Here is a 21,896-nt window from a genome sequence, read left to right as displayed (position 1 = left end):
TGAAACGAACTTGCGCCAATGATAGTGTACTCTTCGTATGCGAAAGTAGGTCATCCCCAAACTCCTTATTTAAAAACCCCATCCAACCGGATGGGGTTTTGTTTTTAATGGCTATCTAATACCTCTCAGGGATACCTTTGCGCTTTGAATTAAAGGGTTTTTTGGGTATAATAGATGCATTAAGATGGGCTTTGCGCCCATTTTTTGTTTTTAACGCACGAAACGTGTTTTGTTGGTTGAGGTGTCTTATGCGCGATTTGTATTCGGTGGTTGAGAAAACCGTGACGCAATTGGGCTACGATTTGGTGGATTTTGAAACTGCTAATCGTGGCAAATTGTTACGCGTATTTATTGATAAGTTGATGCCTAAAGACAACAAAGACAGTGTAAATATTGATGATTGCGTACTGGTCAGCAATCAGCTGGGGAATGTGCTGACAGTCGAGCTTGATATCGATTATGACCGGTTAGAGGTTTCTTCAGCAGGTCTGGACCGTGTCTTGCGTAAAGAAAAGGATTTTGTCCGCTTTACAGGTGAGCGCGTGCAGGTCAAGCTGCGTAATGGTATTAAGGATGACGGTCCTAAAGCCACTGAAACAACATTGCCAAGAAAAACATTTCTTGGCGTTCTGCAAGGGGTTGAGGCTGGGCAGGTATTGCTGGACTGTGATGGATGGCAATATCGACTGGCGCTCGAGAATATAGATAAAGCCCGACTGAGTCCGGTTTTTGATTAAATGGTTATGGCTGTAAAGCTGTCTGTACGGTGAGTTGGAGATTACGATGAGTCGTGAATTGTTATTACTGGTTGATGCGCTAGCGCATGAGAAAAATGTGACTAAAGAGGTGATCTTTACCGCATTGGAATTGGCGTTGGCCTCTGCTACCAAGAAGAATCATGAAGAAGGTGCAGATATTCGCGTCGAAATTGACCGTGAAACCGGCGATTATAAAACGTTTAGACGCTGGCAGTATGTTGAATATGACTTGCTTGAAAGCTCTGCTTACCAGTTTGATGATGAAGATGCGCGTGCCGAGGGTCGCCAGATTGGTGACTACTGTGAAGAGCCTCTCGAGTCCATTTCATTTGGCCGGATTGGTGCACAGGCTGCCAAGCAGGTGATTTTGCAAAAGGTGCGCGAAGCTGAGCGCGAGCAAATGATTCAGGATTTTCTGGGTCGTGGCGAAAGTTTGGTGACAGGCGTTATCAAGCGCATGGAAAAAGGCAATGCCATTATTGAGGTGGGCCGCATTGAGTGTTTGCTGCCACGTGAATCGATGATTGCAAAAGAGAATTTGCGCGTGGGTGATCGTGTACGTGCTTACTTGTCTCGTGTTGATCGCGGTGGCCGTGGTCCACAACTGATTTTGTCACGTGTGGCGCCAGAGTTTCTCAAGCGTTTGTTTGAATTGGAAGTGCCAGAAATCGAAGAAGGTTTGCTGGAAATCCGTTCAGCAGCACGTGATCCTGGTTTACGCTCCAAAATTGCAGTTAAAACCAATGATCAGCGTTTGGATCCTGTGGGTACTTGCGTGGGTATGCGTGGTTCGCGTGTACAGGCAGTCACCTCCGAATTGGGCGGTGAGCGTGTAGATATTGTCCTGTGGAGTATGGATCCTGCACAGTTTGTGATTAATGCGCTGGCACCGGCAGAAGTGACATCTATCGTTGTTGATGAAGATGCGCACAGCATGGATGTGGTGGTGAATGAAGAGCAGCTGGCAGTGGCCATTGGTCGTAATGGTCAAAATGTGCGCTTGGCTTCAGAGCTGACTGGCTGGAATTTGAATATTCTGACTGAAGAAGCTGCGGCGCAAAAGAGTCAGGATGAGTATGCCAAGATCAGCCAGCTGTTTATAGAGAAGCTGGATGTAGATGAAGAAGTGGCTGACATTCTGGTGGAAGAAGGGTTTAGTACACTGGAAGAAATCGCTTACGTACCGATTACAGAAATGGCTGAAATTCAGGCCTTTGATGAAGATACGATTAATGAGTTGCGTTCACGTGCGCGTGCAGCATTGTTGACTGAAGCGATTGCCAAAGAAGAGCAGGTCGAAGAAGATACACACGATTTAATGTCGCTGGATGGCATGGATGCAGAAACCGCACATCAATTATCAGGCAAGGGTATTCACACCAGTGAAGACCTCGCAGAGCTGGCAGTTGATGAGTTGGTTGAGTTGACAGGTATGGACGAAGAGCGGGCAAAAGCGTTGATTGTCACTGCGCGTGCTCCCTGGTTTAAATAATGGCCGGACCGCACCTATGCATGCATTGTAAATAGATAATAAAGAATTGAACTGGAGCAGTACATGGCACTTTCTACCGTAGCACAATTTGCCGCAGAACTGGGTCTTCCCACGACCCTGCTTATCGAGCAATTAAAAAGCGCAGGCGTCAATAAAACGTCTGCGGATGACTTTTTGGCGGAAGGTGACAAGGCTGCTCTGTTGGAATATTTACGCAAAGAGCATGGCGCCAGTGACGCCCCCAAAAACAAAATTACCCTGACCCGCAAACAGAATACTGAAATCAAGAAACTGGACAGTAGCGGCAAGGCTCGTACCATCCAGGTTGAGGTCCGTAAAAAACGCGTTTTGGAGCGCTCAGAAGATACTTTTGATGTAGCCAAAGAGTCTGCGTTGATTCCGGAAGAAGTGTTAGCTGTTGAGCCAGTAGAGGAACCACAGGTTGTTACTGCGCCTGAAGTAGAGCCAGAGCCGGTAGTGGAAATAGCCCCTATGGAAATTGAAGTGCCTGTTGAAGTGGCACCTGTCATTGTTGAGCCGCCAGTCGTTAAAGAAGTCGTTACCCCCGCACCTACCCCGTCCACCACCATTAAAAAACCTGTCATCAGCGTAGAAGAGATTGCGTTACGTGAGCAGGAGGCCAAGCGTGCAGCCATGTTGTCTGCCATGCAGGCTGAAGATGTGAAACGCAAGCAGGCTTTGGTACAGCGTCGTGCTGAAGAAGAGGCCAAACGTGTGGCTGAGGCGGAAGCAGCTAAAAATAAAGTAGCGCCTACCAAGTTGTCTGAAGGTACTTTACACAAACCAGCGAACAAAGTTGTTGAAAAGCCAGAGAACAAAGACAAAAAAGCCAAAACGGATAATCGTGACTGGAATGACAACGAAAACAAGAAACGTGGCCTGAAAACACGTGGTGACGCTCCAGGGGGCGCTGCCCAAGGCTGGCGCACGCCAAAAGGTAAGCACCACAAGTCCAGTAAGGACGAGCAGCATGCATTTAGTGCGCCTACCGAGCCCATTATCAAAGAAATCATGGTGCCAGAAACCATTTCTGTCGCTGATCTGGCGCATAAAATGTCTGTGAAAGCGGCCGAAGTGATTAAAGCGCTGATGAAAATGGGCATGATGGTCACTATTAACCAAGTGTTAGATCAGGATACGGCGATCATCCTGGTGGAAGAAATGGGCCATAAAGCACAGGCTGCTGCTGCCAACGATCCAGAGAGTTTCCTCGAGGAAACCGAGTCGGTTGAAGCTGTAATGGATGCGCGTCCGCCAGTCGTAACAGTCATGGGCCATGTGGATCATGGTAAAACTTCCTTGCTGGATTATATCCGTCGCAGTCGTGTTGCTTCAGGGGAAGCTGGCGGGATTACGCAGCATATTGGCGCATACCATGTGGAAACGCCACGCGGTATGGTGACTTTTCTGGATACCCCGGGCCATGAGGCGTTTACCGCCATGCGTGCCCGTGGTGCCAAGGCCACCGATATTGTGATTCTGGTGGTCTCAGCCGATGACGGCGTGATGCCGCAAACGATTGAGGCGATTCACCATGCCAAGGCCGGTAATGTGCCTATCGTGGTGGCCATCAACAAGGTGGATAAACCTGAAGCACAACCTGAGCGCGTGAAGAGCGAACTGGTGAGTCACGAAGTGGTGCCTGAAGAGTACGGCGGCGAAGTGATGTTCCGTGAGGTCTCAGCCAAAACAGGTAAGGGCATTGACGAGCTGCTGGAAGCGATTCTGTTGCAAGCGGAAGTATTAGAATTACAGGCGCCGAAAAACACCCCTGCCAAAGGGCTGGTGATTGAAGGCCGTTTGGATAAAGGCCGTGGTCCTGTGACCACCGTTCTGGTGCAGTCCGGCGTGTTACGCCGAGGCGATATGGTCCTGGCCGGGACTGCGTTTGGTCGAGTACGGGCCATGCTGGATGAAAATGGCGAGGATATCAAAGAAGCGGGGCCATCCATTCCAGTCGAGGTATTAGGCCTGTCCGATGTGCCAAGTGCCGGCGAAGAAGTGATCGTGCTGAACGACGAGCGTAAAGCGCGTGAAATTGCCCTGTTCCGTCAAGGCAAATTCCGTGACGTCAAGTTGGCGAAACAACAGGCCGCCAAACTGGAAAACATGTTTGAGCAAATGGCCGAGGGTGAAGTACAAACGCTCAACCTGATTATCAAATCTGATGTGCAAGGTTCTTACGAGGCGTTGGCAACCAGTTTGCAAAAACTGTCTACCAGCGAAGTCCGCGTCAATATTATTCATACCGGCGTCGGTGCGGTCAGTGAATCGGACGTTAACTTGGCCGCGGCTTCCAGCGCAGTATTGATCGGCTTTAACGTGCGTGCCGATACCGGTGCACGTAAACTGGTCGAAAACCTGGGCGTTGACTTGCGTTACTACAACATCATTTATGAGGCGGTAGATGAGATTAAAGCGGCCTTAAGTGGCATGCTGGCACCGGAACATAAAGAGCAGATGATTGGTACTGTAGAAATCCGTGAAGTATTCAAGATTTCTAAAGTGGGTTCAATTGCGGGTTGTTATGTGCAGGACGGCATGGTTAAACGTAACTCTAAAGTACGTCTGTTGCGTAATAACGTGATTATCCATACTGGCGAGCTGGACTCCCTGAAACGCTTCAAAGATGATGTCAAAGAAGTCAAAAATAACTTCGAATGCGGTTTATCACTGAAAAATTACAATGAAATTGAAGTTGGCGATATTCTTGAAGTGTATGAAGTTGTCGAAGTGGCACGTTCCTTGTAATGGCTAAAGCATTCTCACGTAACGACCGGGTCTCTGAACAAATCCAGCGGGAGTTGGCGGATTTGCTGATGTTTGAAGTGAAAGACCCGCGCGTTAAAATGATAACGCTGACTGCGGTAGAAGTGGCTGGGGATATGGCCCATGCCAAAGTGTTTTATACCGCAGCCAAGGCGAGCAAAGGCATGCAGGCTGGTTTGGAAGCTGCTGCAGGCTATTTGCGTTCGCAGTTAGGCAAGCGGATGTTGTTGCGTACTGTGCCACAGTTACACTTTGTCTATGACGAATCCATTGATCGCGGCATGAAAATGGACAAACTGATTGATCAAGCCTTGATCGATACCCCGCCGCAATCTTAATCTGCCATGCAAATCAAACGCATCAAACGCGCCGTTCACGGCGTGTTGCTGTTGGATAAACCTTATGGTTTTTCATCCAATCAGGCCCTGCAAAAAGTAAAGTGGCTGTATCAGGCCCAGAAAGCGGGTCATACCGGCACACTGGATCCGTTAGCGACCGGTGTGTTGCCCATTTGTTTTGGTGAAGCGACCAAGTTCGCACAAACCCTCACTGATGAAAATAAAACCTATGTTGCCTCTGTGAAGTTTGGTATGACTACCAGCACGGGTGACAAAGAGGGTGCAGTGCTCAGTGAGACTGCCTGTCATGTGACATTTGACGCGATAACGCAGATATTGCCTGCCTTTCAGGGCGAGATTACGCAAATTCCTCCCATGTATTCTGCTCTTAAATTCGAGGGCAAGCCCCTGTATGAATATGCGCGTGCAGGCGTCGAGTTGACCCGTGCGCCGCGACAAGTGCATATTCATGAGATCGCGGTGCTGTCCTGCCGAGACAATATTGCAGAAATTCGTGTGACCTGCAGCAAAGGCACCTATATTCGTACCCTGGCAGAAGATATCGGCCATGCCTTGCAAGTTGGCGCCCATCTGGTGGGCTTGCAGCGGACGGCAACGGCGACCTATCAGATTGCGGATACGGTGACTATCGAGTCACTGGAGACCATGTCAGTTGAAGACAGAGATGCTTTATTGCTGCCTGTCGATACCGCGATTCACGGCTTGCCCAAACTGGAATTACACGCGGACGCTGCTTATTATTTCAAGCAGGGCAATCCTGTCTGGCTGTCAGGTATCATTCCTGCAGGCGAGTTACGTATTTACAGTGAGCAGGGCTTGTTTTTAGGATTAGGCGTACAGCAAAGTGACGGACGCATCGCCCCAAAGCGGGTGGTCAATCTCTAGGCTTGCCTGCAGCCATGGCATGATGGTGGTGTATTGATGTAAGCTAGTTTCCTCATCTTCACTGGGGAGCATGATATGCGCAACAGTGTACGCGCGTATTTGTTAAGTATGTTGTGCTGGGCTGTCACGCCGTGTACAACAACGGCCGCCGAACGGTTGCCCGTTACCATGGTATATGACGCCCGCCTGCTCAGTCATGATGTCGGACCAGGCCATCCTGAAAATGCTGCGCGTTTAAGTCATATCGTCACACATCTGCAACAGCATCCATTATTAAACCATCACCTACGTTGGCCAATAGTTCATCCAGCAACTGAGGCAGATTTGTTGCGTGTGCATACGCCGGAATATTTGGCTCAACTTGAGGCAGCACATGCTACGCTCCTCCCCGGCCAATACCTCACATTAAGCACTGGCGATACTGTGATTTCGCAAGGGTCACTGGCCGTTGCAAAACTGGCGACCGGGGCTGCTTTGGCGGGTGTGGATGCGGTGATGCAGCAACAGTCAAAGGCAGCTTTTGCCCTGGTGAGGCCACCAGGGCATCACGCCACTGCCAATCGCGGCATGGGGTTTTGTATTTATAATCATGTGGCGGTGGCTGCGCGTTATGCGCAACAGCAATATGGTGTGCGCCATGTGCTGATTGTGGATATTGATGTGCACCACGGAAACGGTACGCAGGCTATTTTTGATGCCGATCAAAGCGTATTTTATTTCAGTGCGCATCAACATCCTTTATATCCCGGAACCGGGCTCGGCAATGAACGCGGAGAGGGGGTCGGCTTGGGCACAACCATGAATATTCAAGTGCCGGCTGGATCCAGTGCAGACCGCTTATTAAATGCTTGGCAACAGCAGTTGGTGCCTGCCATGCAAAACTTCAGGCCAGAACTGATCATTGTTTCAGCTGGCCTGGATGCACACACAGGCGATTACCTGGGCCAATTGCGTTATAGCGATGCAGCGTATGCTGCCATCGCCAACCATATTCAGGTCCTCGCCAATCGGTATGCGCAAGGTCGCATGGTGTGGGTACTTGAAGGTGGGTATGTGCCAGCCAACAATGCACAGGCAGTAGAAGCCATATTGACTACATTGACGAATTAATAAAAGTTAATCATCCGCATGGTTTAGCGCCTGCATCCATTATGTTAATATATTCAATATGTTAAAGCGGCTTTATCTTTATGTGGTGATGGCAGTACTGTTTGCGCTCTCGCAAGCAGGCATTGTCACGCATGAAATCAGCCACTATAACGACCAGACACAGCAGTCTCAACCGGATAAAAAACAGCACGGGAATGAGACTTGTACCCTGTGTCTGAGTTTTGCCCATGCAGTTGGCGCATTGCCTGCCGCGGCACTCGTTTTTCATGCGATTACAGCATCCGATATTGCTTATGGCACACTGGCCTCCACTATCCTCCCTGCTGTGCAGACAGCCTATGCTGCACGCGCCCCCCCCTGCTTTCCACGCCTGATTGTACTTAAGTGACGCCCACGCTACGTTAAACCTCGTGTGCGTGCGACGTTGATGTTGTCGGTCCCTTGCGGGGGCTGACCTGATCTTGCATGGATGAAATGATGAACAACAAACGATTAATGAATGCACCAGTGCGTGGTGTGTTTAAGCACAAGCCTGTCTGGCTTGCTTTAATGGCCGCCTTGAGTTTGCCAGTTGCGAATGTATGGGCTGAGCCTTCCTCGACACTCGATATTGATAATGTACCCGTTACCGGTAACCCGCTTGGGGTGAGCTCGGATGATATGGTGGTGCCAGTCTCCGTGCTCGGCGGTCGTGAACTCAGTTTGCGCAGACAAAGCACTTTGGGGGAAACCCTGAATGGTATCCCTGGCGTGACGGCTACCCAGTTTGGACCTAATGCTTCGCGACCGGTTATTCGTGGCCTGGATGCCGAGCGGGTACGGATTATGCAAAACGGTGTCGGTGTGCTTGATGCTTCATCACTCAGTTTTGACCATGCGGTGGCAATTGATCCGCTGATTATTGAGCAAATTGACGTGGTGCGTGGTCCAGCGGCCTTGCTATACGGAGGCAGTGCCATGGGCGGTGTGGTCAATGCCATTGATCACCGAATTCCAAAAGAGTCACTGGACGGTTATACAGGGCGTGCCGAAACCCGTTTTGGTGGGCCAGAGAACACCCGTAATGGCGCGGCGGTGGTTGATGTTGGTAATGGCACGTTTGCCATCCATGCAGATATTTTCTCGCGCGAAACCAGCAATTTAAGCATCCCCGGCTATGCTGTTTCCAAGCGCAAGAGTCAGGCAGACGGGACGCCCCGAGACAGCAAGGGCGATGGCAAGCAAAATAACAGTGATGCGCTATCTAACGGAGGTGCTTTGGGTGCTGCCTGGACTTTTGATAAAGGCTATCTAGGATTGTCTTATGCCAGTACCAACAATAACTATGGCACGGTGGCCGAGGATGATGTACGGATTGATATGGAAAATAAACGTACCGAGCTTGCAGGTGAAATTCGAGACCTGAAAGGGCCGCTGCAGAAAATCAAACTTCGCATGGCGCATACCGATTACCAGCATGTAGAACTAGAAAATGGCGATCCATCAACCACCTTCAAAAATCGAGGCATGCAAGGGAGTCTGGAAGCCACGCATGTACCATTGGCTGGTCTGAATGGGGTGCTGGGCTATCAATTCCAGAATACCCGCTTCCAAGCGCTGGGTGAGGAAGCATTTGTACCAAGTGTGACCACGCAGGATCAAGGTTTGTATGTGTACGAAGAATATGCCATCGACAAACACAAGATCACATTTGGCGGGCGTTTGGGTGAAACTACCGTCGACGCACATGCAGATGACAAATTTACACAAGCCAATAACAGTCGTTTTAATCCAAACAGCTTTGCGTTAGGCGGCTTGTATAACATCAACGATAATTGGAGTGTTACCAGCAATCTCTCGCACAACGAGCGTGCGCCCAGTTACTTTGAGTTGTACGCCAATGGCGAGCATGTGGCCACTGGCCAGTTTGAAGTCGGTAATCAAAACTTGAACAAAGAAGTGTCCAATGGCGTGGATGCGCAACTTAAATGGAAGTCGGGAGGACACAGCCTGACACTCGGCGCGTATGCTACCCGCTTTCAAAATTTTATTGGCTTGTTCAATAGCGGCACCACTGATGCGGTTTCCGGTTTGCCAATTGCCAATTTTCAGGCGGTGCCTGCTTTGTTTAAAGGCCTCGAAATGGAAGGTAAGTTTGCCTTGAATGACGAGTGGGTACTTAAACTTCGCGGTGATTATGTCCATGCTAAAGACACCCGTAACAATGATTACTTGCCACGTATCTCACCTTTGCGTATTGGTGGAGGGCTGGATTACCGTTTGGGTGGATGGAATGCCCGTGTGGACGTATTGCATGCCTTCAAGCAAAATGATGTGGCCAGTGAAGAACTCAAAACCAATGCCTACACCAACTTGAGCGCATTACTCGCTTATAAGCTGCCAACGCGTGTGCATGTTGAGCTGTTTGCCAAGGCGAATAACCTTCTAAATGAGGAGATTCGTGAGCATGCCTCTTTCCTGAAAGACATCTCTCCGGCTGGCGCACGCTCTATATTGGTGGGTGCCAGAGCTGACTTTTAAATTTACATGCGTCTTATAACAGGCTGGTAGTTATGCTGCCTGCCTGTTATATGCAGAAAAATTCACAGGGCTACTACTCTATTGCATTGCGACACGTATTATCCCAGCAGAATTAATGACCAAACTGTTGCAAGATTAATCAGTGCCAGTAATACTGCCGCACTGCCAATATCTTTAGCGCGCTTGGCCAAAGCGTGGCGTTCAATCGAGACGCGGTCGACTACAGCTTCAACTGCGGAATTGAGTAGTTCCACAATCATGACCAGTAACACACTCCCTATCATAAGAATGCGGTGCAGTGCTTCTGCTTCAAGGTAAAAAGCCAATGGAATCAGGAATAATGACAGCCACACTTCCTGCCTGAAGGCATCTTCATGTTGATAAGCGGCTTTAAATCCATCCATGGAATAACCAAAGGCATTCATTAATCGACGAATGCCGGTTTTTCCCTTAAATGGGCTTTCCTGATGCGGCGTGGAGTGATCTTGAGGGTTGTTTTGCATAGGATTTATCTTTAAAAGTCTACATCAGATTTTAACATGCGCTATGATAGCGCTTTTAGCAGTGTAATGAGGATGAACATGGCAAGAACGGTGCAATGCGTGAAATTGGGCAAAGAACTGGAAGGCATGGATTTTCCGCCTTATCCCGGTGAGTTGGGTAAGAAAATCTATATGCATGTTTCAAAAGAAGCCTGGGCGGGTTGGCTCAAGCAACAAACCATGCTGGTCAATGAAAATCGGCTGAGCCTGGCAGATCCTTCTGCCAGAAAGTACTTGTCCGAGCAAACTGAAAAATATTTTTTTGGGGATGGCGCAGATGTGGCCACTGGCTATGTACCGCCAGCCAGCTGATTCAGAAACAATATTGCCCAATAAAAAAGCACTCAACCTGAGTGCTTTTTGTTTTGCAGAGTGCTTCACGACTGTGTTTCGCGTGCAATGTCTTGCAGGCTGGTATGGCGAATATCTTTGCCTTTGACCATGTAGACTACATATTCTGAAATATTCTTGGCATGATCACCAATCCGTTCAACGGCCTTGGCCACAAATAACACCTCCAGTGACATAGAGATTGTGCGTGGATCTTCGAGCATGAATGTGATCAATTGGCGCATGGCTGCACGAAACTGCTCATCCACTTGCTCGTCTTGTTTAGCCACTTCCAACGTCTGGCTCACATCAAGACGCGCAAATGAATCCAGCGATGTGCGCAGCATTTCACGGACAATCCCTACCATGGTTTTGATTTCATTAAAGCGCGGTTTGTACATGCGGTCTTGCTCGTAAATGCGTTGTGCAGTACGTGCAATTTTTGTTGCCTCATCACCAATTCGCTCCAGATCGGTAATGGTTTTCACCATCATCATAATCATGCGCAAATCACGGGCTGCTGGCTGGCGACGTGCAATGATATGACTGCAATCTTCATCTACCTGCACCTCAAGCGCATTTACCCGAGTGTCACGTTCCATGACGTCTTTGGCCAAATTCACATCGGCACTGGTCAGTGCTTCCAGAGCGTTAACAATTTGCTGCTCAACCAGGCCGCCCATTTCCAACACTTTGGCGCGAACGGATTCCAGCTCAACATCATATTGTTTAGAGGTGTGTTCAAATTGCATGACAAATTTTCCTAAATATTGTGCCGGACAAGGCTAGCAGCCCAATGTGACAACCAGATGATGGTTGGGCAATTATTTTTTAAGGGTTTTTACACCCTCTGGTGTTGCCAGTAGTAACACATTGGCCGGACGCGCTGCAAACAGCCCGTTGGTCACTACGCCGACAATCTGGTTGATTTTGGCTTCCATCGCCACCGGATCGCTGATAGTCAAACCATGCACATCCAGAATCAGGTTGCCATTGTCTGTTGTAAAGTCACGCAGTTGGGGCTGTCCCCCAAGTTTGACCAGCTCACGCGCGACATGGCTGCGTGCCATTGGCAACACTTCTACCGGCAGCGGGAATTTGCCCAGCACTGGAACAAACTTACTTTCGTCACAGATGCAGATAAACGACTTGGCAACCGCCGCCACGATTTTTTCACGGGTTAACGCGCCGCCACCGCCTTTAAGCATGTGCATATGTTCGGTAATTTCATCCGCGCCATCGACATAAATATCCAGGCTGTCTACGCTGTTCAAGTCAAATACTTCAATGCCATGGTTGCGCAAACGCTGTGCTGTAGCTTCTGAACTGGCAACGGCACCGTTAATTTTGTGTTTCACTTTGGCCAGTTCATCAATAAAAAAGTTTGCGGTAGAGCCGGTACCAACGCCGATAATGCCCTCTTTAACATAAGTAATTGCTGCTTGTGCGACTTGTAGTTTCAGTGCATCTTGTTGTGCTTTATCCATTGCCATGTGCTTAAATCCTTGATTAATTCTTTATAATACAAACAATTCTCTATCATACACCGCAACATCGCGGTTTTAAAACCATAAAGCTTTTCATGACCATCAACTATCGCGAAAAAATCGAGCATTCCAAAGTCTATGCTGTGGCCAAACATACGTCATTGGACGTGATGCCCAATCTTTCTGCGCGACTTGGCAATCAGGTATTGCTCAAGCGCGAGGATATGCAACCTGTATTTTCATTCAAGCTGCGTGGGGCATACAACAAAATGGCCCATTTGCCTCAAGAGGCTTTGCAACGTGGTGTGATCTGTGCCAGTGCGGGCAATCATGCCCAAGGGGTTGCGCTCAGTGCACAGAAAATGGGTTGCCGGGCAGTGATTGTAATGCCGACTACTACGCCGGCGATTAAAGTAAATGCGGTCAAGGCGCGCGGTGCAGAGGTCGTATTGTTTGGGGATAGTTATTCCGATGCTTACCTGCATGCGTTGAAGTTGGAGCGCAGTGAGGGCTTGACCTTTGTTCATCCTTACGATGACCCGGATGTGATTGCCGGGCAAGGCACCATTGCTATGGAAGTTTTGCAAGACCACCCCGGACCCATCGAGGCCGTGTTTTGTTGCGTGGGTGGCGGTGGTTTGCTGGCTGGTATTGCTGCTTATATCAAGGCGGTGCGGCCCGAGATTAAAGTGATTGGCGTAGAGGCCAAGGATGCCGAGGCTATGACAGACTCTCTCAGAAAAGGGGAGCGCGTGATGTTAGAGCAAGTGGGGCTGTTTGCAGATGGCGCGGCCGTCAAACAAGTGGGCGAGCACACCTTTGCGCTGGTGCAGCAGTATGTTGATGAAATGCTGGTGGTCGATAACGATGCCATTTGTGCGGCGATCAAAGATGTATTTGAAGACACCCGCAGTATTTTAGAGCCCGCTGGCGCGCTCGCAGTTGCTGGTTTGAAAGCCTACGTGACGCAGCACGGCCTGCAAGGCAAGACCATGGTGGCAGTCGCTTCTGGCGCCAACATGAATTTTGACCGCTTGCGGTTTATTGCTGAGCGTGCTGAATTGGGCGAGCATCGGGAAGCCGTCTTTGCGGTGACCATTCCGGAAACCCCGGGTGCATTTAAAGCGTTTTGTCGCTTGCTGGGTAATCGCAATATCACCGAGTTCAATTATCGCTTTGCTGATCACAAGCAGGCGCATATTTTTGTCGGGGTGGCTGTACAGAGTCCCGCGGAGGCTGCCACCATTGTGAAAACACTGGGGGCTGAAGGGTTGCCCACCATTGATCTGAGTGACAATGAAATGGCCAAGCTGCATCTGCGCCATCTGGTGGGCGGCCATGCCCCGCAGGCGCAAAATGAAGTGGTCTATCGATTTGAGTTTCCGGAAAAACCGGGTGCCCTGATGAACTTTTTAGAATCCATGGGTCACAATTGGAACATCAGTTTGTTTCATTACCGCAATCATGGCGCGGATTTTGGCCGCGTGCTGGTAGGTATGCAAGTGCCGCCCGAAGATAAAACCGCGTTTGAGCGCTTTCTTAAACAATTGGGTTACCCGTTCTGGGATGAAAGCCAGAACCCGGCTTATCGATTGTTTTTGGGTTGATTGCAGCCATGTTGGTGGTTGATTGCAGCCGTTGTGTGCTTGCGCATGATTTTACGCATTGATTTTACTCAACAATTTGGACTACGCTGTCTAGTACGATTTTTGCTGGTGTTACTATTCAATTATTAAAAAAGATCACGGAGATTATGCATGTTGAATTCAACGTTGGCGCGTCAAACGCGCACAAGTGTTTTATGGATGGTTATGCTGGCAGGCTTATCCGCTTGCCAAAAAAATGAAGAAGCCGCAGTGGATGTGGCTGCCCCTGCGGAAACAGCGGTTGCCAGCGGGCTTGCTTATGTCTCCACCCAGGATGCGGGTGTCAATGTGATTGATTTGGCAACGATGGAAGTGACCAAGCAGTTCGACGTTAAGGCTGAGGGTCCCCGTGGATTGGCTGTCACCGACGACGGAAAAAAATTGATTGTGGCCACCAAGGAAAACGAAAGTATTTCAGTCATCGATACCGCAACAGGTGAAGTGATTCAGCAAATCAATGTAGGTAAGAATCCCGAATTTGTGCGTGTCAGTGGGAATTTTGCCTTTGTGTCGTCCGAACCCAGCTCAAAAGGTGGTCCGCCACCCAAGCCAGGCGAGAGTCATGAGGAAGACGATGATGATGACGATGAAAAAATCCCGGCCAAAATTGCAGTGGTGGATTTAGCCAAAGGTGAAAAGGTGCGCGAAATTACCGGTGGACCCGAAACTGAAGGCATTGAGTTTTCAAAAGACGGCAAGCAACTGGTCATCACTAACGAAGCGGATAATACGGTAACCGTACATGATATTGAGACCGGTGCGCTGGTGAAAACAATTTCGACGCATGAGTATGGCGACAGGCCGCGCGGGATTAAAGTGTCTCCAGATGGGAAGACTTATCTTGCCACCCTCGAATACGGTAACAAGTTTTTGGTGATGGATAAGGATTTCAATGTGTTGCGTACAGTGGATACCGCTGAAACCCCTTATGGCATTGCTTTCAATGCGCAAGGTGACAAAATTTTTGTCGCGACAAATAAAGCTAAACTATTGCAAGTATTTGATGCCATATCTTTTGATAAGGTGAAAGAGGTGTCTACGGGGAATCGTTGCTGGCATTTCAGCTTTACCCCTGACAATAAGCAAATTTTGCTGGCATGCGGCAAATCAGATGCCGTGTTTGTGATTGATGCAGACAAGCTGGAGGTGACCAAGCAAATCGAGGTGAAAAACATGCCTTGGGGTGTGGTGACTTTCCCGAAAGCCATGGGCAGTCTGGAAAATGCCAGGTAAGTATTCTGGGCGCTAAAACAAAGCCCGCATTTGCGGGCTTTGTTTTCTGTGGTGTTCATCGGCTAATCATGTAGCTAGGCGCTGCGTTTGCGAATCCAGAAGGTAAAGACGCCCTCTGTTTCCTGCATTTCAAGTAGCGTATGCCCGGTTTGTCTGCAAAAGGCATCAAAATCTTTTTTCGAGCCAGGGTCGGTTGCCATGATTTTCAGGATTTGTTCGCTATTGAGCTCGTTGAGTGCTTTTTTACAGCGCAATATCGGTAGTGGGCAGTTCAAGTTGCGCGCATCCAGCTCTTTATCTATATTCATGTCGGCGATTCCTGCAAATACGATGTTTTAAAAGCTTGCTAGGCTGCGATGATGGAGTGTCCGGCATTGGCCCATGCCAGAATGCCGCCCGCCAGATGGGAAACATCCTGCCGTCCTTGCGAAAGGGCGAATTCACCTGCTGAAATCGAGCGTACACCACTTCGGCAGTAAAATACCAGTTTTTTATCTTGTGGAAGCTGGTCCAGGGATGCGGCAAGATTGCCTAAGGGCAGATGCATTGCGCCGGGTAAAATGCCGGATACAAGTTCATGGTCGTTTCGGATGTCGATCAGCATGACGTCTTGATCGTTGAGCAGGGGGAGCAGATCATCCGGTGTCAAGTGTTTTAGAGACATTAACAGAACCCAGGAAATGAAGTACGCAGAAAAAAGATGGTGGCCAGAGGCAGAATCGAACTGCCGACACGAGGATTTTCAATCCTCTGCTCTACCGACTGAGCTATCTGGCCGACTACAATTCAGGCCAGTGCCGAATTGCAAGACGCGCATTATAGCAAAGTTATTCTGGAATGCACACAAAAGATAAAAAAAATCCTGATATGCTGACTCCGGTGCGGTCCGAAGGGTGCTTGGAGTGGCTGCGGTGGCTTCAAATGTGGGCGGTGTGCTGGCTGCTAGTAGTGTCAGGTCGAAGATTCATGCAGGAGGATGGTGATGGATGCATCAGTAATGATTTTGGGTGAGGTGCTCGGCGATGTGTTTCCCGAGCAAACTATCATAGGTGGGGCGCCTTATAATGTTGCCAGGCATTGTCATGCCCTGGGGGTGGGGGTGCAGCTGCTGAGTGCAGTGGGTGAGGATGTATTGGGCGAGCGCATCTTGCACGAAATGCGAGCTTGGGGCCTGTCAACACGCGGTGTGCAAACAATACCGGACTTACCCACCGGGCAGGTGGTGGTGCATTTTGAGCAGGGTGGGCATCGCTTTGAAATTCTCGATGCGCAAGCTTATGACGCCTTGTCGCTGTCGGCAATACGGCCGGTATTGCAGCGGTTTCATGCCGACCTGGCTTACATTGGGTCGCTGGTGATGCGGCATGCGCCGATGCAGCAGGTGGTTGCCTCCTGGCTGCGGCAACTGGATTGTCCTGTGTTCTGTGATATCAATCTGCGTGCGCCATGGTATAGCCATGCCAGCGTGCTGATGGCTTTACAGGCGGCAGATGTATTAAAAATTAATCACGAAGAATTACCGATTGTGTGCAATTTGGCCGGGCTGGTCGGGAGCGAGGATCTGGAAGTCGCTGCGCGTCAACTCATCGATGCATTTAAACTCAATGAAGTATTTGTAACCTGCGGGGAGGCGGGCAGTTTTTGGGTCAACAACGCCGGTCTGGTACTGCATGCACCTGTCGCTAGGCTGCGACGGCCATTTGTGGACAGTGTGGGTGCTGGAGATGCCTACAGTGCGATTGTCATGCGAGGGTTGCTGGCGGGGGCTGCTCGGTCAGAGGTGTTGGCGCAGGCAGCTGATTTTTCTGCGGCAATCTGCAGTGAGCGTGGTGCAGTGCCTGCAGACAAGGCTTTTTATCGTGACTTTATGCGCGTGGCATAGCGTGTGATTTTTGATGTATGGAAGATAAAAATCAAGAAAAACAGATGGTTATGGATAAAAATCGCTTTGCAAGCAATCGCTTTATCTCTATAATGCTTGGTTCAAGTAAATTGAATGTCGCAGCGGTCAAGTAAATAGGTTGTTTGGCTGCACGGCATTGACGCTAACTAAAGGATAGATAAAGATGGCTGTTACCGCAGAACAAAGCGCAAAAATCATTAAAGAGTTTCAACGCAGCGCCAATGACACAGCAAGCCCTGAAGTGCAGGTTGCTTTGCTGACAAACCGTATTACATACCTGACAGAACACTTCAAATCAAACAAAAAAGACAACCACTCACGTCGTGGTTTGCTTGCATTGGTGAGTCAACGTCGTAGCCTGCTGGATTACCTCAAGCGTAAAGATGTTAGCCGTTACCAAACATTGATTGAGCGTCTGGGATTGCGTAAATAATTGGTTAAAAGTGCTTCAGCGACTGACACACTTTTAACAATGATAAAAGCCGACGGCATGGTGATTGCCTCGGCTTTTTTGCTTTAAACTCCAGGCGTTGTCACAGGCAATTGGAGTGTACGCGGTGGCTTCTGTGAGTGCGTTGTGTTGGAAACCCGCACAGCGTGTTGATGGAAGTCACCACAATCATAATTGAGACTGGCTATTGGGTAGTGAATAGCCTTGGTAGAGAAAAGGAAAATACATGTTTGAAATTACAAAAAAAAGCATCCCGTTTGGTGCGCACACCCTTATATTGGAAATAGGTGAAGTTGGACGCCAGGCTGATGCGGCCGTGATGGTCAGCTACGGCGATACCGTAGTGTTGGTAGCAGTCACTGCAAAGCGTGAGGTTAAACAAGGTCAGGATTTCTTCCCGTTAACTGTTGATTATCAAGAGAAGACTTATGCGGCTGGCCGTATTCCAGGGGGGTTCTTCAAGCGTGAAGGCCGTCCTTCAGAAAAAGAAACATTGACTGCACGTTTGATTGACCGTCCTTTGCGCCCTCTGTTTCCGGATGCTTTTTATAACGAAGTGCAAGTGGTTGCCACCGTTTTGTCTCTGGATCCTGAAATTGACTCTGATATTCCGGCAGTGATTGGTGCTTCAGCCGCGCTGGCTTTGTCAGGCATTCCTTTCTACGGTCCATTGGGTGCGGCACGTGTCGGCTATATCAATGGTGAGTATGTGTTGAACCCAACGGCATCACAGTTGAAAGAATCCGCACTTGACCTGGTGGTCGGTGCAACTGAATCAGCTGTGATGATGGTGGAGTCTGAAGCCAAAGAGCTGTCTGAAGAGGTCATGCTGGGCGCTGTGGTGTTCGGTCATGAGCAAATGCAAGCAGTCATTAAAGCTATCAACGAGATGGCTGCCGAAGCCGGTAAAGAAGCTTGGGAGTGGACGCCGCCAGAAACCGATGCTGCATTGGTTGAAAAAGTGACACAGCTGGCTGCAAATGACCTGAATGAAGCGTTTAAAATCAAATCCAAAGGCGAGCGTTCCAGCAAGCTGGATGAGATTAAATCACGTGTCATGTCTGCATTGATTACAGAAGAAACTTCGACGCTGGAGGCTAACGCCATCAAGGATGAGTTCTTCAAACTGGAAGCCAAAACCGTACGTAGTCAAATTTTGAATGGCGAACCGCGCATTGATGGGCGTGATACACGCACCGTGCGTCCAATCACCATGCGGACAGGCGTGTTGCCACGTACCCATGGTTCTGCCTTGTTTACCCGCGGTGAAACCCAGGCGTTGGTCGTTGCTACTTTAGGCACTGGCCGTGACGAGCAAATCATTGATGCACTGGGTGGTGAATACACAGACCGCTTTATGTTGCACTACAACATGCCTCCCTATGCGACCGGTGAAACAGGGCGTGTAGGTACGCCAAAACGCCGTGAAATCGGTCATGGCAATCTGGCCAAACGTGCATTAAAAGCCGTGCTGCCAGCCAAGGAAGATTTTGATTACACCATGCGTGTAGTGTCTGAAATTACGGAATCTAATGGTTCCAGTTCAATGGCCTCAGTATGTGGTGGCTGCTTGTCACTGCTGGATGCAGGTGTGCCATTGACTGCACACGTTGCAGGCGTGGCCATGGGCCTGATTAAAGAAGGTAACCGTGTGGCTGTATTGACCGACATTCTGGGTGATGAAGATCATCTCGGCGATATGGACTTTAAAGTGGCTGGTACCGATAAAGGCGTGACTGCCTTGCAGATGGACATCAAAATTACCGGTATTACTGCGCAGATCATGCAGGTTGCGCTGGCACAAGCCAAAGAAGGTCGCGCACATATTTTGGGTCTGATGAAGAGTGCCGTGTCTGGCGTGAATACTGAAATGTCGCAGTTTGCGCCGCGTATTATCAGCATGAAAATCAACCCGGACAAAATCCGTGATGTGATTGGTAAAGGCGGTGCGGTAATTCAGGCATTGACCAAAGAAACCAATACCAGCATTGATATTGAAGATGACGGTACGGTGAAAATCGCCTGTACCAGCGCTGAGGAAGGCGCAGAAGCACAGCGTCGTATTGCCGCGATTACAGCGGATGTGGAAATTGGTCAGGTCTACGAGGGGCCAGTGGTCAAGATTCTTGACTTTGGCGCGGTGGTTACTTTGCTGCCAGGTAAGGATGGCTTGGTACACATTTCGCAAATTGCGCATGAGCGTGTGAAAGCGGTCAGCGACTACCTTAAAGAGGGTGATGTTGTGAAGGTTAAAGTGGTTGAGATCGATGACAAAGGTAAAGTGCGCCTGAGCATGAAAGCCCTGATTGATGCACCAGCGAAGCCAGAGTCACCAGCAGTGGAGTAATTTCCAGTTGTGATTGAAAAGCCCGCGTAAGCGGGCTTTTTCGCGTGCGTTTCTGCACGCGCTATGCTGGCGAGGTAGCCGCTAAGGCTGCCAAATATAGGCGTTTTCTTGTGTTATGCCATGCTAGGTGTGCTTATTTCAGATGGGCGAAACTGCATGTGCCTGGATTAATCAAAATGCAGGAGGGAGGATTTGGTTTTGGATAACTGCTGCATCTTGATGCTCGCGCGCAACGACGCAGATCGCAAAATGCAATTCTCTACTCTTGATCTGGCTACTATAAAAAGGGGTGCAAGGTGTTACACTGACCAAACAACAGTATCATCTGTTTGCAGCGGTCATTTACGCAACGTAAAAACACTTAAAGCAAGGCTGCGAACTGCCGAGCAGCTTATTTTAGCGCTGACTACTCTTCAAGGGGAATCAGCGCTGAAGACCACTAACAGCACTTTATTTGGCTACCTGCTTTTCGCGCATTTCATCCAGGGTTTTGCAGTCAATGCAGAGCGTTGCGGTTGGCCTGGCTTCGAGACGTTTTAGGCCAATTTCAATGCCACAACCTTCGCAGTAGCCATATTCACCACTGTCGATGTTGCGTAATGTCTCATCGATTTTTTTGATCAGTTTACGTTCACGGTCACGGTTGCGTAACTCCAGGGCCATGTCGGACTCTTGGCTTGCACGATCATTAGGGTCGGCAAAACTGGTGACTTCGTCCTGCATGGTATGTACCGTGCGGTCTATGTCATGGCTGAGTTCAGCCTTCCAGTCATTGAGTATTTTACGGAAGTGCGCTTGCTGCTTTTTGTTCATGTATTCCTCATCAGCGGCGGGCTGATAAGGCGTGAAGGTTTTATTAACGGTATCTGCCATGATGGTTCCAAAAGACGAACTACTTGATGGTACTTGCCTCTAGGGCGTTTTTTACTGCATTACGTCAATCAACAATCGCGCGAGTGTACACCGATTTTCAGGTGTTGCAAAGCATCTTTGAATTTAGCTAAAAACCTTTAAGACTGTTCCGAGAGTTCCAGTGCTTTCAGTGTATTTTCCATTAATGTTGCAACTGTCATCGGACCTACTCCGCCAGGGACCGGTGTAATATATCCTGCGCGTTGTTTTGCGGACTCAAAATTAACATCGCCGGTGATTTTTCCGTCCGGCAAGCGATTGATGCCGATATCCACCACGATCGCACCAGACTTGATCCACTCCCCTTGGATGAGGCCAGCCTTGCCAGCAGCCGCTACCACCAGGTCAGCACGCCCAATATGTCCGGCCAGATCTTTGGTGTGGCGGTGGCAGCTGGTCACTGTACAACCTGCCAGCAATAACTCCAGTCCCATTGGACGTCCAACATGGTTGGATACACCTACGACCACCGCATCTAATCCCTTCAGTGAAATGCCACTGGCTTGCAGCATTTTGATCACGCCATAGGGCGTACATGAGCGTAAAAGTGGCTGACGGACCGCCAGTCGACCAATATTGAAAGGGTGGAAACCGTCCACATCCTTGTAAGGGTCTATGAGTGCGAGGATTGCCGTTTCATCGATGTGATTTGGTAATGGGGACTGCACCAGAATGCCATCTATGCTTTTATCTTGATTCAACTCTTTAATCAGACTAAACAAGGCCTCTTGGGTAATGCTAGAGGCGAGTTTGTGCGCTTTTGAAATAATGCCCACTTTCTCGCACGCAATCTGCTTGTTGCGCACGTAAATGGATGAGGCTGGATCCTCTCCGACCAATACTACCGCCAGGCATGGGGCACGTTTTCCTGAGTGCAGACGACCCTCAATGTTGAGTCGAATTTCATCCAATAGCTGATTGGCAATCAGTTTTCCATCAATAATCTGAGCAGTCATGGGCAGCAAATGTAAGCGTGTAAAACAATAATTTTATCACATCGAGATTGACACAAATTCAGGATCTGGGTTATATTTACGTTTTCGGCGTGTAGCGTAGTCTGGTAGCGCGCCTGCTTTGGGAGCAGGATGTCGGGAGTTCGAATCTCTCCACGCCGACCAGTTTCCCTTGGAT

21 protein-coding genes and 2 tRNA genes are annotated in these 21,896 nt (G+C 49.3%); 15 read left to right on the top strand and 8 right to left on the bottom strand.

Going from position 1 to position 21,896, the window contains the following annotated elements:
- The first annotated feature begins 248 nt into the window (after positions 1-248).
- The 8 genes from rimP to Q9291_RS08475 all read left to right on the top strand — a co-directional run bounded on the left by rimP (position 249) and on the right by Q9291_RS08475 (position 9,914).
- Complete coding sequence (gene rimP, locus Q9291_RS08510; protein ID WP_306389611.1) at positions 249-737, top strand: ribosome maturation factor RimP; 489 nt, start codon at positions 249-251, stop codon at positions 735-737.
- A 46-nt stretch (positions 738-783) separates the two neighbouring features.
- Entirely contained in the window at positions 784-2,250 is a 1,467-nt protein-coding gene (gene nusA / locus Q9291_RS08505; protein ID WP_306389610.1) for a transcription termination factor NusA, read from the top strand.
- Between the two features lie 63 nt (positions 2,251-2,313).
- Positions 2,314-5,022 carry a translation initiation factor IF-2 gene (gene infB, locus Q9291_RS08500; protein WP_306389609.1) on the top strand — a complete coding sequence of 903 codons (2,709 nt, stop codon included), beginning with the start codon at positions 2,314-2,316 and terminating at the stop codon, positions 5,020-5,022.
- Positions 5,022-5,378 carry a 30S ribosome-binding factor RbfA gene (rbfA, locus tag Q9291_RS08495; protein WP_306389608.1) on the top strand — a complete coding sequence of 119 codons (357 nt, stop codon included), beginning with the start codon at positions 5,022-5,024 and terminating at the stop codon, positions 5,376-5,378. Before infB ends, rbfA begins: the two co-directional genes overlap by 1 nt.
- 6 nt (positions 5,379-5,384) lie before the next feature.
- Positions 5,385-6,284, top strand: a complete 900-nt coding sequence (gene truB, locus Q9291_RS08490; protein ID WP_306389607.1) for a tRNA pseudouridine(55) synthase TruB — start codon at positions 5,385-5,387, stop codon at positions 6,282-6,284.
- Between the two features lie 75 nt (positions 6,285-6,359).
- A complete protein-coding gene (locus Q9291_RS08485) occupies positions 6,360-7,394 on the top strand; it encodes a histone deacetylase family protein (protein ID WP_306389606.1) in 1,035 nt (344 codons plus the stop codon).
- Between the two features lie 58 nt (positions 7,395-7,452).
- Positions 7,453-7,782 carry a DUF2946 family protein gene (locus Q9291_RS08480; RefSeq protein WP_306389605.1) on the top strand — a complete coding sequence of 110 codons (330 nt, stop codon included), beginning with the start codon at positions 7,453-7,455 and terminating at the stop codon, positions 7,780-7,782.
- 86 nt (positions 7,783-7,868) lie between these two features.
- Entirely contained in the window at positions 7,869-9,914 is a 2,046-nt protein-coding gene (locus Q9291_RS08475) for a TonB-dependent receptor (RefSeq protein WP_306389604.1), read from the top strand.
- 98 nt (positions 9,915-10,012) lie between these two features.
- Here Q9291_RS08475 and Q9291_RS08470 read toward each other — a convergent pair whose 3' ends face one another.
- Positions 10,013-10,417: a diacylglycerol kinase gene (locus Q9291_RS08470; RefSeq protein ID WP_306389603.1), complete on the bottom strand. Its 405-nt coding sequence runs from the start codon at positions 10,415-10,417 to the stop codon at positions 10,013-10,015.
- A gap of 78 nt (positions 10,418-10,495) precedes the next feature.
- On the opposite strand from Q9291_RS08470, the gene Q9291_RS08465 reads away from it, so the two are divergent.
- Positions 10,496-10,768 (top strand): oxidative damage protection protein, encoded by a 273-nt coding sequence (locus tag Q9291_RS08465; protein ID WP_306389602.1) that lies wholly within the window; start codon positions 10,496-10,498, stop codon positions 10,766-10,768.
- Between the two features lie 65 nt (positions 10,769-10,833).
- On the opposite strand, the gene phoU is transcribed toward Q9291_RS08465, so the two are convergent.
- On the bottom strand, positions 10,834-11,538 hold the full coding sequence (gene phoU / locus Q9291_RS08460) for a phosphate signaling complex protein PhoU (RefSeq protein ID WP_306389601.1): 705 nt from the start codon (positions 11,536-11,538) through the stop codon (positions 10,834-10,836).
- Positions 11,539-11,610: 72 nt separating this feature from the next.
- Complete coding sequence (rpiA, locus tag Q9291_RS08455; protein ID WP_306389613.1) at positions 11,611-12,273, bottom strand: ribose-5-phosphate isomerase RpiA; 663 nt, start codon at positions 12,271-12,273, stop codon at positions 11,611-11,613.
- A gap of 95 nt (positions 12,274-12,368) precedes the next feature.
- On the opposite strand from rpiA, the gene ilvA reads away from it, so the two are divergent.
- Both ilvA and Q9291_RS08445 read left to right on the top strand, forming a co-directional pair.
- Positions 12,369-13,880: a threonine ammonia-lyase, biosynthetic gene (ilvA, locus tag Q9291_RS08450; RefSeq protein WP_306389600.1), complete on the top strand. Its 1,512-nt coding sequence runs from the start codon at positions 12,369-12,371 to the stop codon at positions 13,878-13,880.
- Positions 13,881-14,030: 150 nt separating this feature from the next.
- Positions 14,031-15,152: a YVTN family beta-propeller repeat protein gene (locus Q9291_RS08445; RefSeq protein WP_306389599.1), complete on the top strand. Its 1,122-nt coding sequence runs from the start codon at positions 14,031-14,033 to the stop codon at positions 15,150-15,152.
- A gap of 74 nt (positions 15,153-15,226) precedes the next feature.
- Here Q9291_RS08445 and Q9291_RS08440 read toward each other — a convergent pair whose 3' ends face one another.
- From Q9291_RS08440 to Q9291_RS08430, 3 genes are all read right to left on the bottom strand, one after another.
- Positions 15,227-15,460, bottom strand: coding sequence for a sulfurtransferase TusA family protein (locus Q9291_RS08440; RefSeq protein ID WP_306389598.1), 234 nt, complete (start codon positions 15,458-15,460; stop codon positions 15,227-15,229).
- 38 nt (positions 15,461-15,498) lie between these two features.
- Positions 15,499-15,816: a rhodanese-like domain-containing protein gene (locus Q9291_RS08435; protein ID WP_306389597.1), complete on the bottom strand. Its 318-nt coding sequence runs from the start codon at positions 15,814-15,816 to the stop codon at positions 15,499-15,501.
- 37 nt (positions 15,817-15,853) lie between these two features.
- Positions 15,854-15,929 (bottom strand) — tRNA-Phe (locus Q9291_RS08430).
- Between the two features lie 205 nt (positions 15,930-16,134).
- Here Q9291_RS08430 and Q9291_RS08425 point away from each other — a divergent pair.
- The 3 genes from Q9291_RS08425 to pnp all read left to right on the top strand — a co-directional run bounded on the left by Q9291_RS08425 (position 16,135) and on the right by pnp (position 19,853).
- The gene (locus tag Q9291_RS08425) at positions 16,135-17,034 is read left to right on the top strand and encodes a PfkB family carbohydrate kinase (protein WP_306389596.1); all 900 of its coding nucleotides are present in this window, start codon (positions 16,135-16,137) and stop codon (positions 17,032-17,034) included.
- Positions 17,035-17,218: 184 nt separating this feature from the next.
- Complete coding sequence (gene rpsO / locus Q9291_RS08420) at positions 17,219-17,488, top strand: 30S ribosomal protein S15 (protein WP_306389595.1); 270 nt, start codon at positions 17,219-17,221, stop codon at positions 17,486-17,488.
- Positions 17,489-17,732: 244 nt separating this feature from the next.
- The gene (pnp, locus tag Q9291_RS08415; RefSeq protein WP_306389594.1) at positions 17,733-19,853 is read left to right on the top strand and encodes a polyribonucleotide nucleotidyltransferase; all 2,121 of its coding nucleotides are present in this window, start codon (positions 17,733-17,735) and stop codon (positions 19,851-19,853) included.
- 450 nt (positions 19,854-20,303) lie between these two features.
- On the opposite strand, the gene dksA is transcribed toward pnp, so the two are convergent.
- Together dksA and folD are read right to left on the bottom strand one after the other, a co-directional pair.
- Positions 20,304-20,726, bottom strand: a complete 423-nt coding sequence (gene dksA, locus Q9291_RS08410; protein ID WP_306389593.1) for an RNA polymerase-binding protein DksA — start codon at positions 20,724-20,726, stop codon at positions 20,304-20,306.
- A gap of 137 nt (positions 20,727-20,863) precedes the next feature.
- A complete protein-coding gene (gene folD / locus Q9291_RS08405; protein ID WP_306389592.1) occupies positions 20,864-21,721 on the bottom strand; it encodes a bifunctional methylenetetrahydrofolate dehydrogenase/methenyltetrahydrofolate cyclohydrolase FolD in 858 nt (285 codons plus the stop codon).
- Between the two features lie 85 nt (positions 21,722-21,806).
- Here folD and Q9291_RS08400 point away from each other — a divergent pair.
- Positions 21,807-21,883 (top strand) — tRNA-Pro (locus Q9291_RS08400).
- The last annotated feature ends 13 nt before the right edge of the window (positions 21,884-21,896 follow it).

Origin of the sequence: Methylophilus aquaticus (assembly GCF_030769565.1) — a bacterium.
In the GTDB taxonomy this organism is placed as follows: Bacteria; Pseudomonadota; Gammaproteobacteria; order Burkholderiales; family Methylophilaceae; genus Methylophilus; species Methylophilus aquaticus.
This window is presented reverse-complemented; position numbering and strand designations above follow the sequence as displayed.

What these genes read in the sequence shown, in the direction of transcription:
- rimP (WP_306389611.1), top strand. Translation starts at nt 249, where the DNA reads ATGCGCGATTTGTATTCGGTGGTTGAGAAAACCGTGACGCAATTGGGC.
- nusA (WP_306389610.1), top strand. Translation starts at nt 784, where the DNA reads ATGAGTCGTGAATTGTTATTACTGGTTGATGCGCTAGCGCATGAGAAA.
- infB (WP_306389609.1), top strand. Translation starts at nt 2,314, where the DNA reads ATGGCACTTTCTACCGTAGCACAATTTGCCGCAGAACTGGGTCTTCCC.
- rbfA (WP_306389608.1), top strand. Translation starts at nt 5,022, where the DNA reads ATGGCTAAAGCATTCTCACGTAACGACCGGGTCTCTGAACAAATCCAG.
- truB (WP_306389607.1), top strand. Translation starts at nt 5,385, where the DNA reads ATGCAAATCAAACGCATCAAACGCGCCGTTCACGGCGTGTTGCTGTTG.
- Q9291_RS08485 (WP_306389606.1), top strand. Translation starts at nt 6,360, where the DNA reads ATGCGCAACAGTGTACGCGCGTATTTGTTAAGTATGTTGTGCTGGGCT.
- Q9291_RS08480 (WP_306389605.1), top strand. Translation starts at nt 7,453, where the DNA reads ATGTTAAAGCGGCTTTATCTTTATGTGGTGATGGCAGTACTGTTTGCG.
- Q9291_RS08475 (WP_306389604.1), top strand. Translation starts at nt 7,869, where the DNA reads ATGATGAACAACAAACGATTAATGAATGCACCAGTGCGTGGTGTGTTT.
- Q9291_RS08470 (WP_306389603.1), bottom strand. Translation starts at nt 10,417, where the DNA reads ATGCAAAACAACCCTCAAGATCACTCCACGCCGCATCAGGAAAGCCCA.
- Q9291_RS08465 (WP_306389602.1), top strand. Translation starts at nt 10,496, where the DNA reads ATGGCAAGAACGGTGCAATGCGTGAAATTGGGCAAAGAACTGGAAGGC.
- phoU (WP_306389601.1), bottom strand. Translation starts at nt 11,538, where the DNA reads ATGCAATTTGAACACACCTCTAAACAATATGATGTTGAGCTGGAATCC.
- rpiA (WP_306389613.1), bottom strand. Translation starts at nt 12,273, where the DNA reads ATGGATAAAGCACAACAAGATGCACTGAAACTACAAGTCGCACAAGCA.
- ilvA (WP_306389600.1), top strand. Translation starts at nt 12,369, where the DNA reads ATGACCATCAACTATCGCGAAAAAATCGAGCATTCCAAAGTCTATGCT.
- Q9291_RS08445 (WP_306389599.1), top strand. Translation starts at nt 14,031, where the DNA reads ATGTTGAATTCAACGTTGGCGCGTCAAACGCGCACAAGTGTTTTATGG.
- Q9291_RS08440 (WP_306389598.1), bottom strand. Translation starts at nt 15,460, where the DNA reads ATGAATATAGATAAAGAGCTGGATGCGCGCAACTTGAACTGCCCACTA.
- Q9291_RS08435 (WP_306389597.1), bottom strand. Translation starts at nt 15,816, where the DNA reads ATGTCTCTAAAACACTTGACACCGGATGATCTGCTCCCCCTGCTCAAC.
- Q9291_RS08425 (WP_306389596.1), top strand. Translation starts at nt 16,135, where the DNA reads ATGGATGCATCAGTAATGATTTTGGGTGAGGTGCTCGGCGATGTGTTT.
- rpsO (WP_306389595.1), top strand. Translation starts at nt 17,219, where the DNA reads ATGGCTGTTACCGCAGAACAAAGCGCAAAAATCATTAAAGAGTTTCAA.
- pnp (WP_306389594.1), top strand. Translation starts at nt 17,733, where the DNA reads ATGTTTGAAATTACAAAAAAAAGCATCCCGTTTGGTGCGCACACCCTT.
- dksA (WP_306389593.1), bottom strand. Translation starts at nt 20,726, where the DNA reads ATGGCAGATACCGTTAATAAAACCTTCACGCCTTATCAGCCCGCCGCT.
- folD (WP_306389592.1), bottom strand. Translation starts at nt 21,721, where the DNA reads ATGACTGCTCAGATTATTGATGGAAAACTGATTGCCAATCAGCTATTG.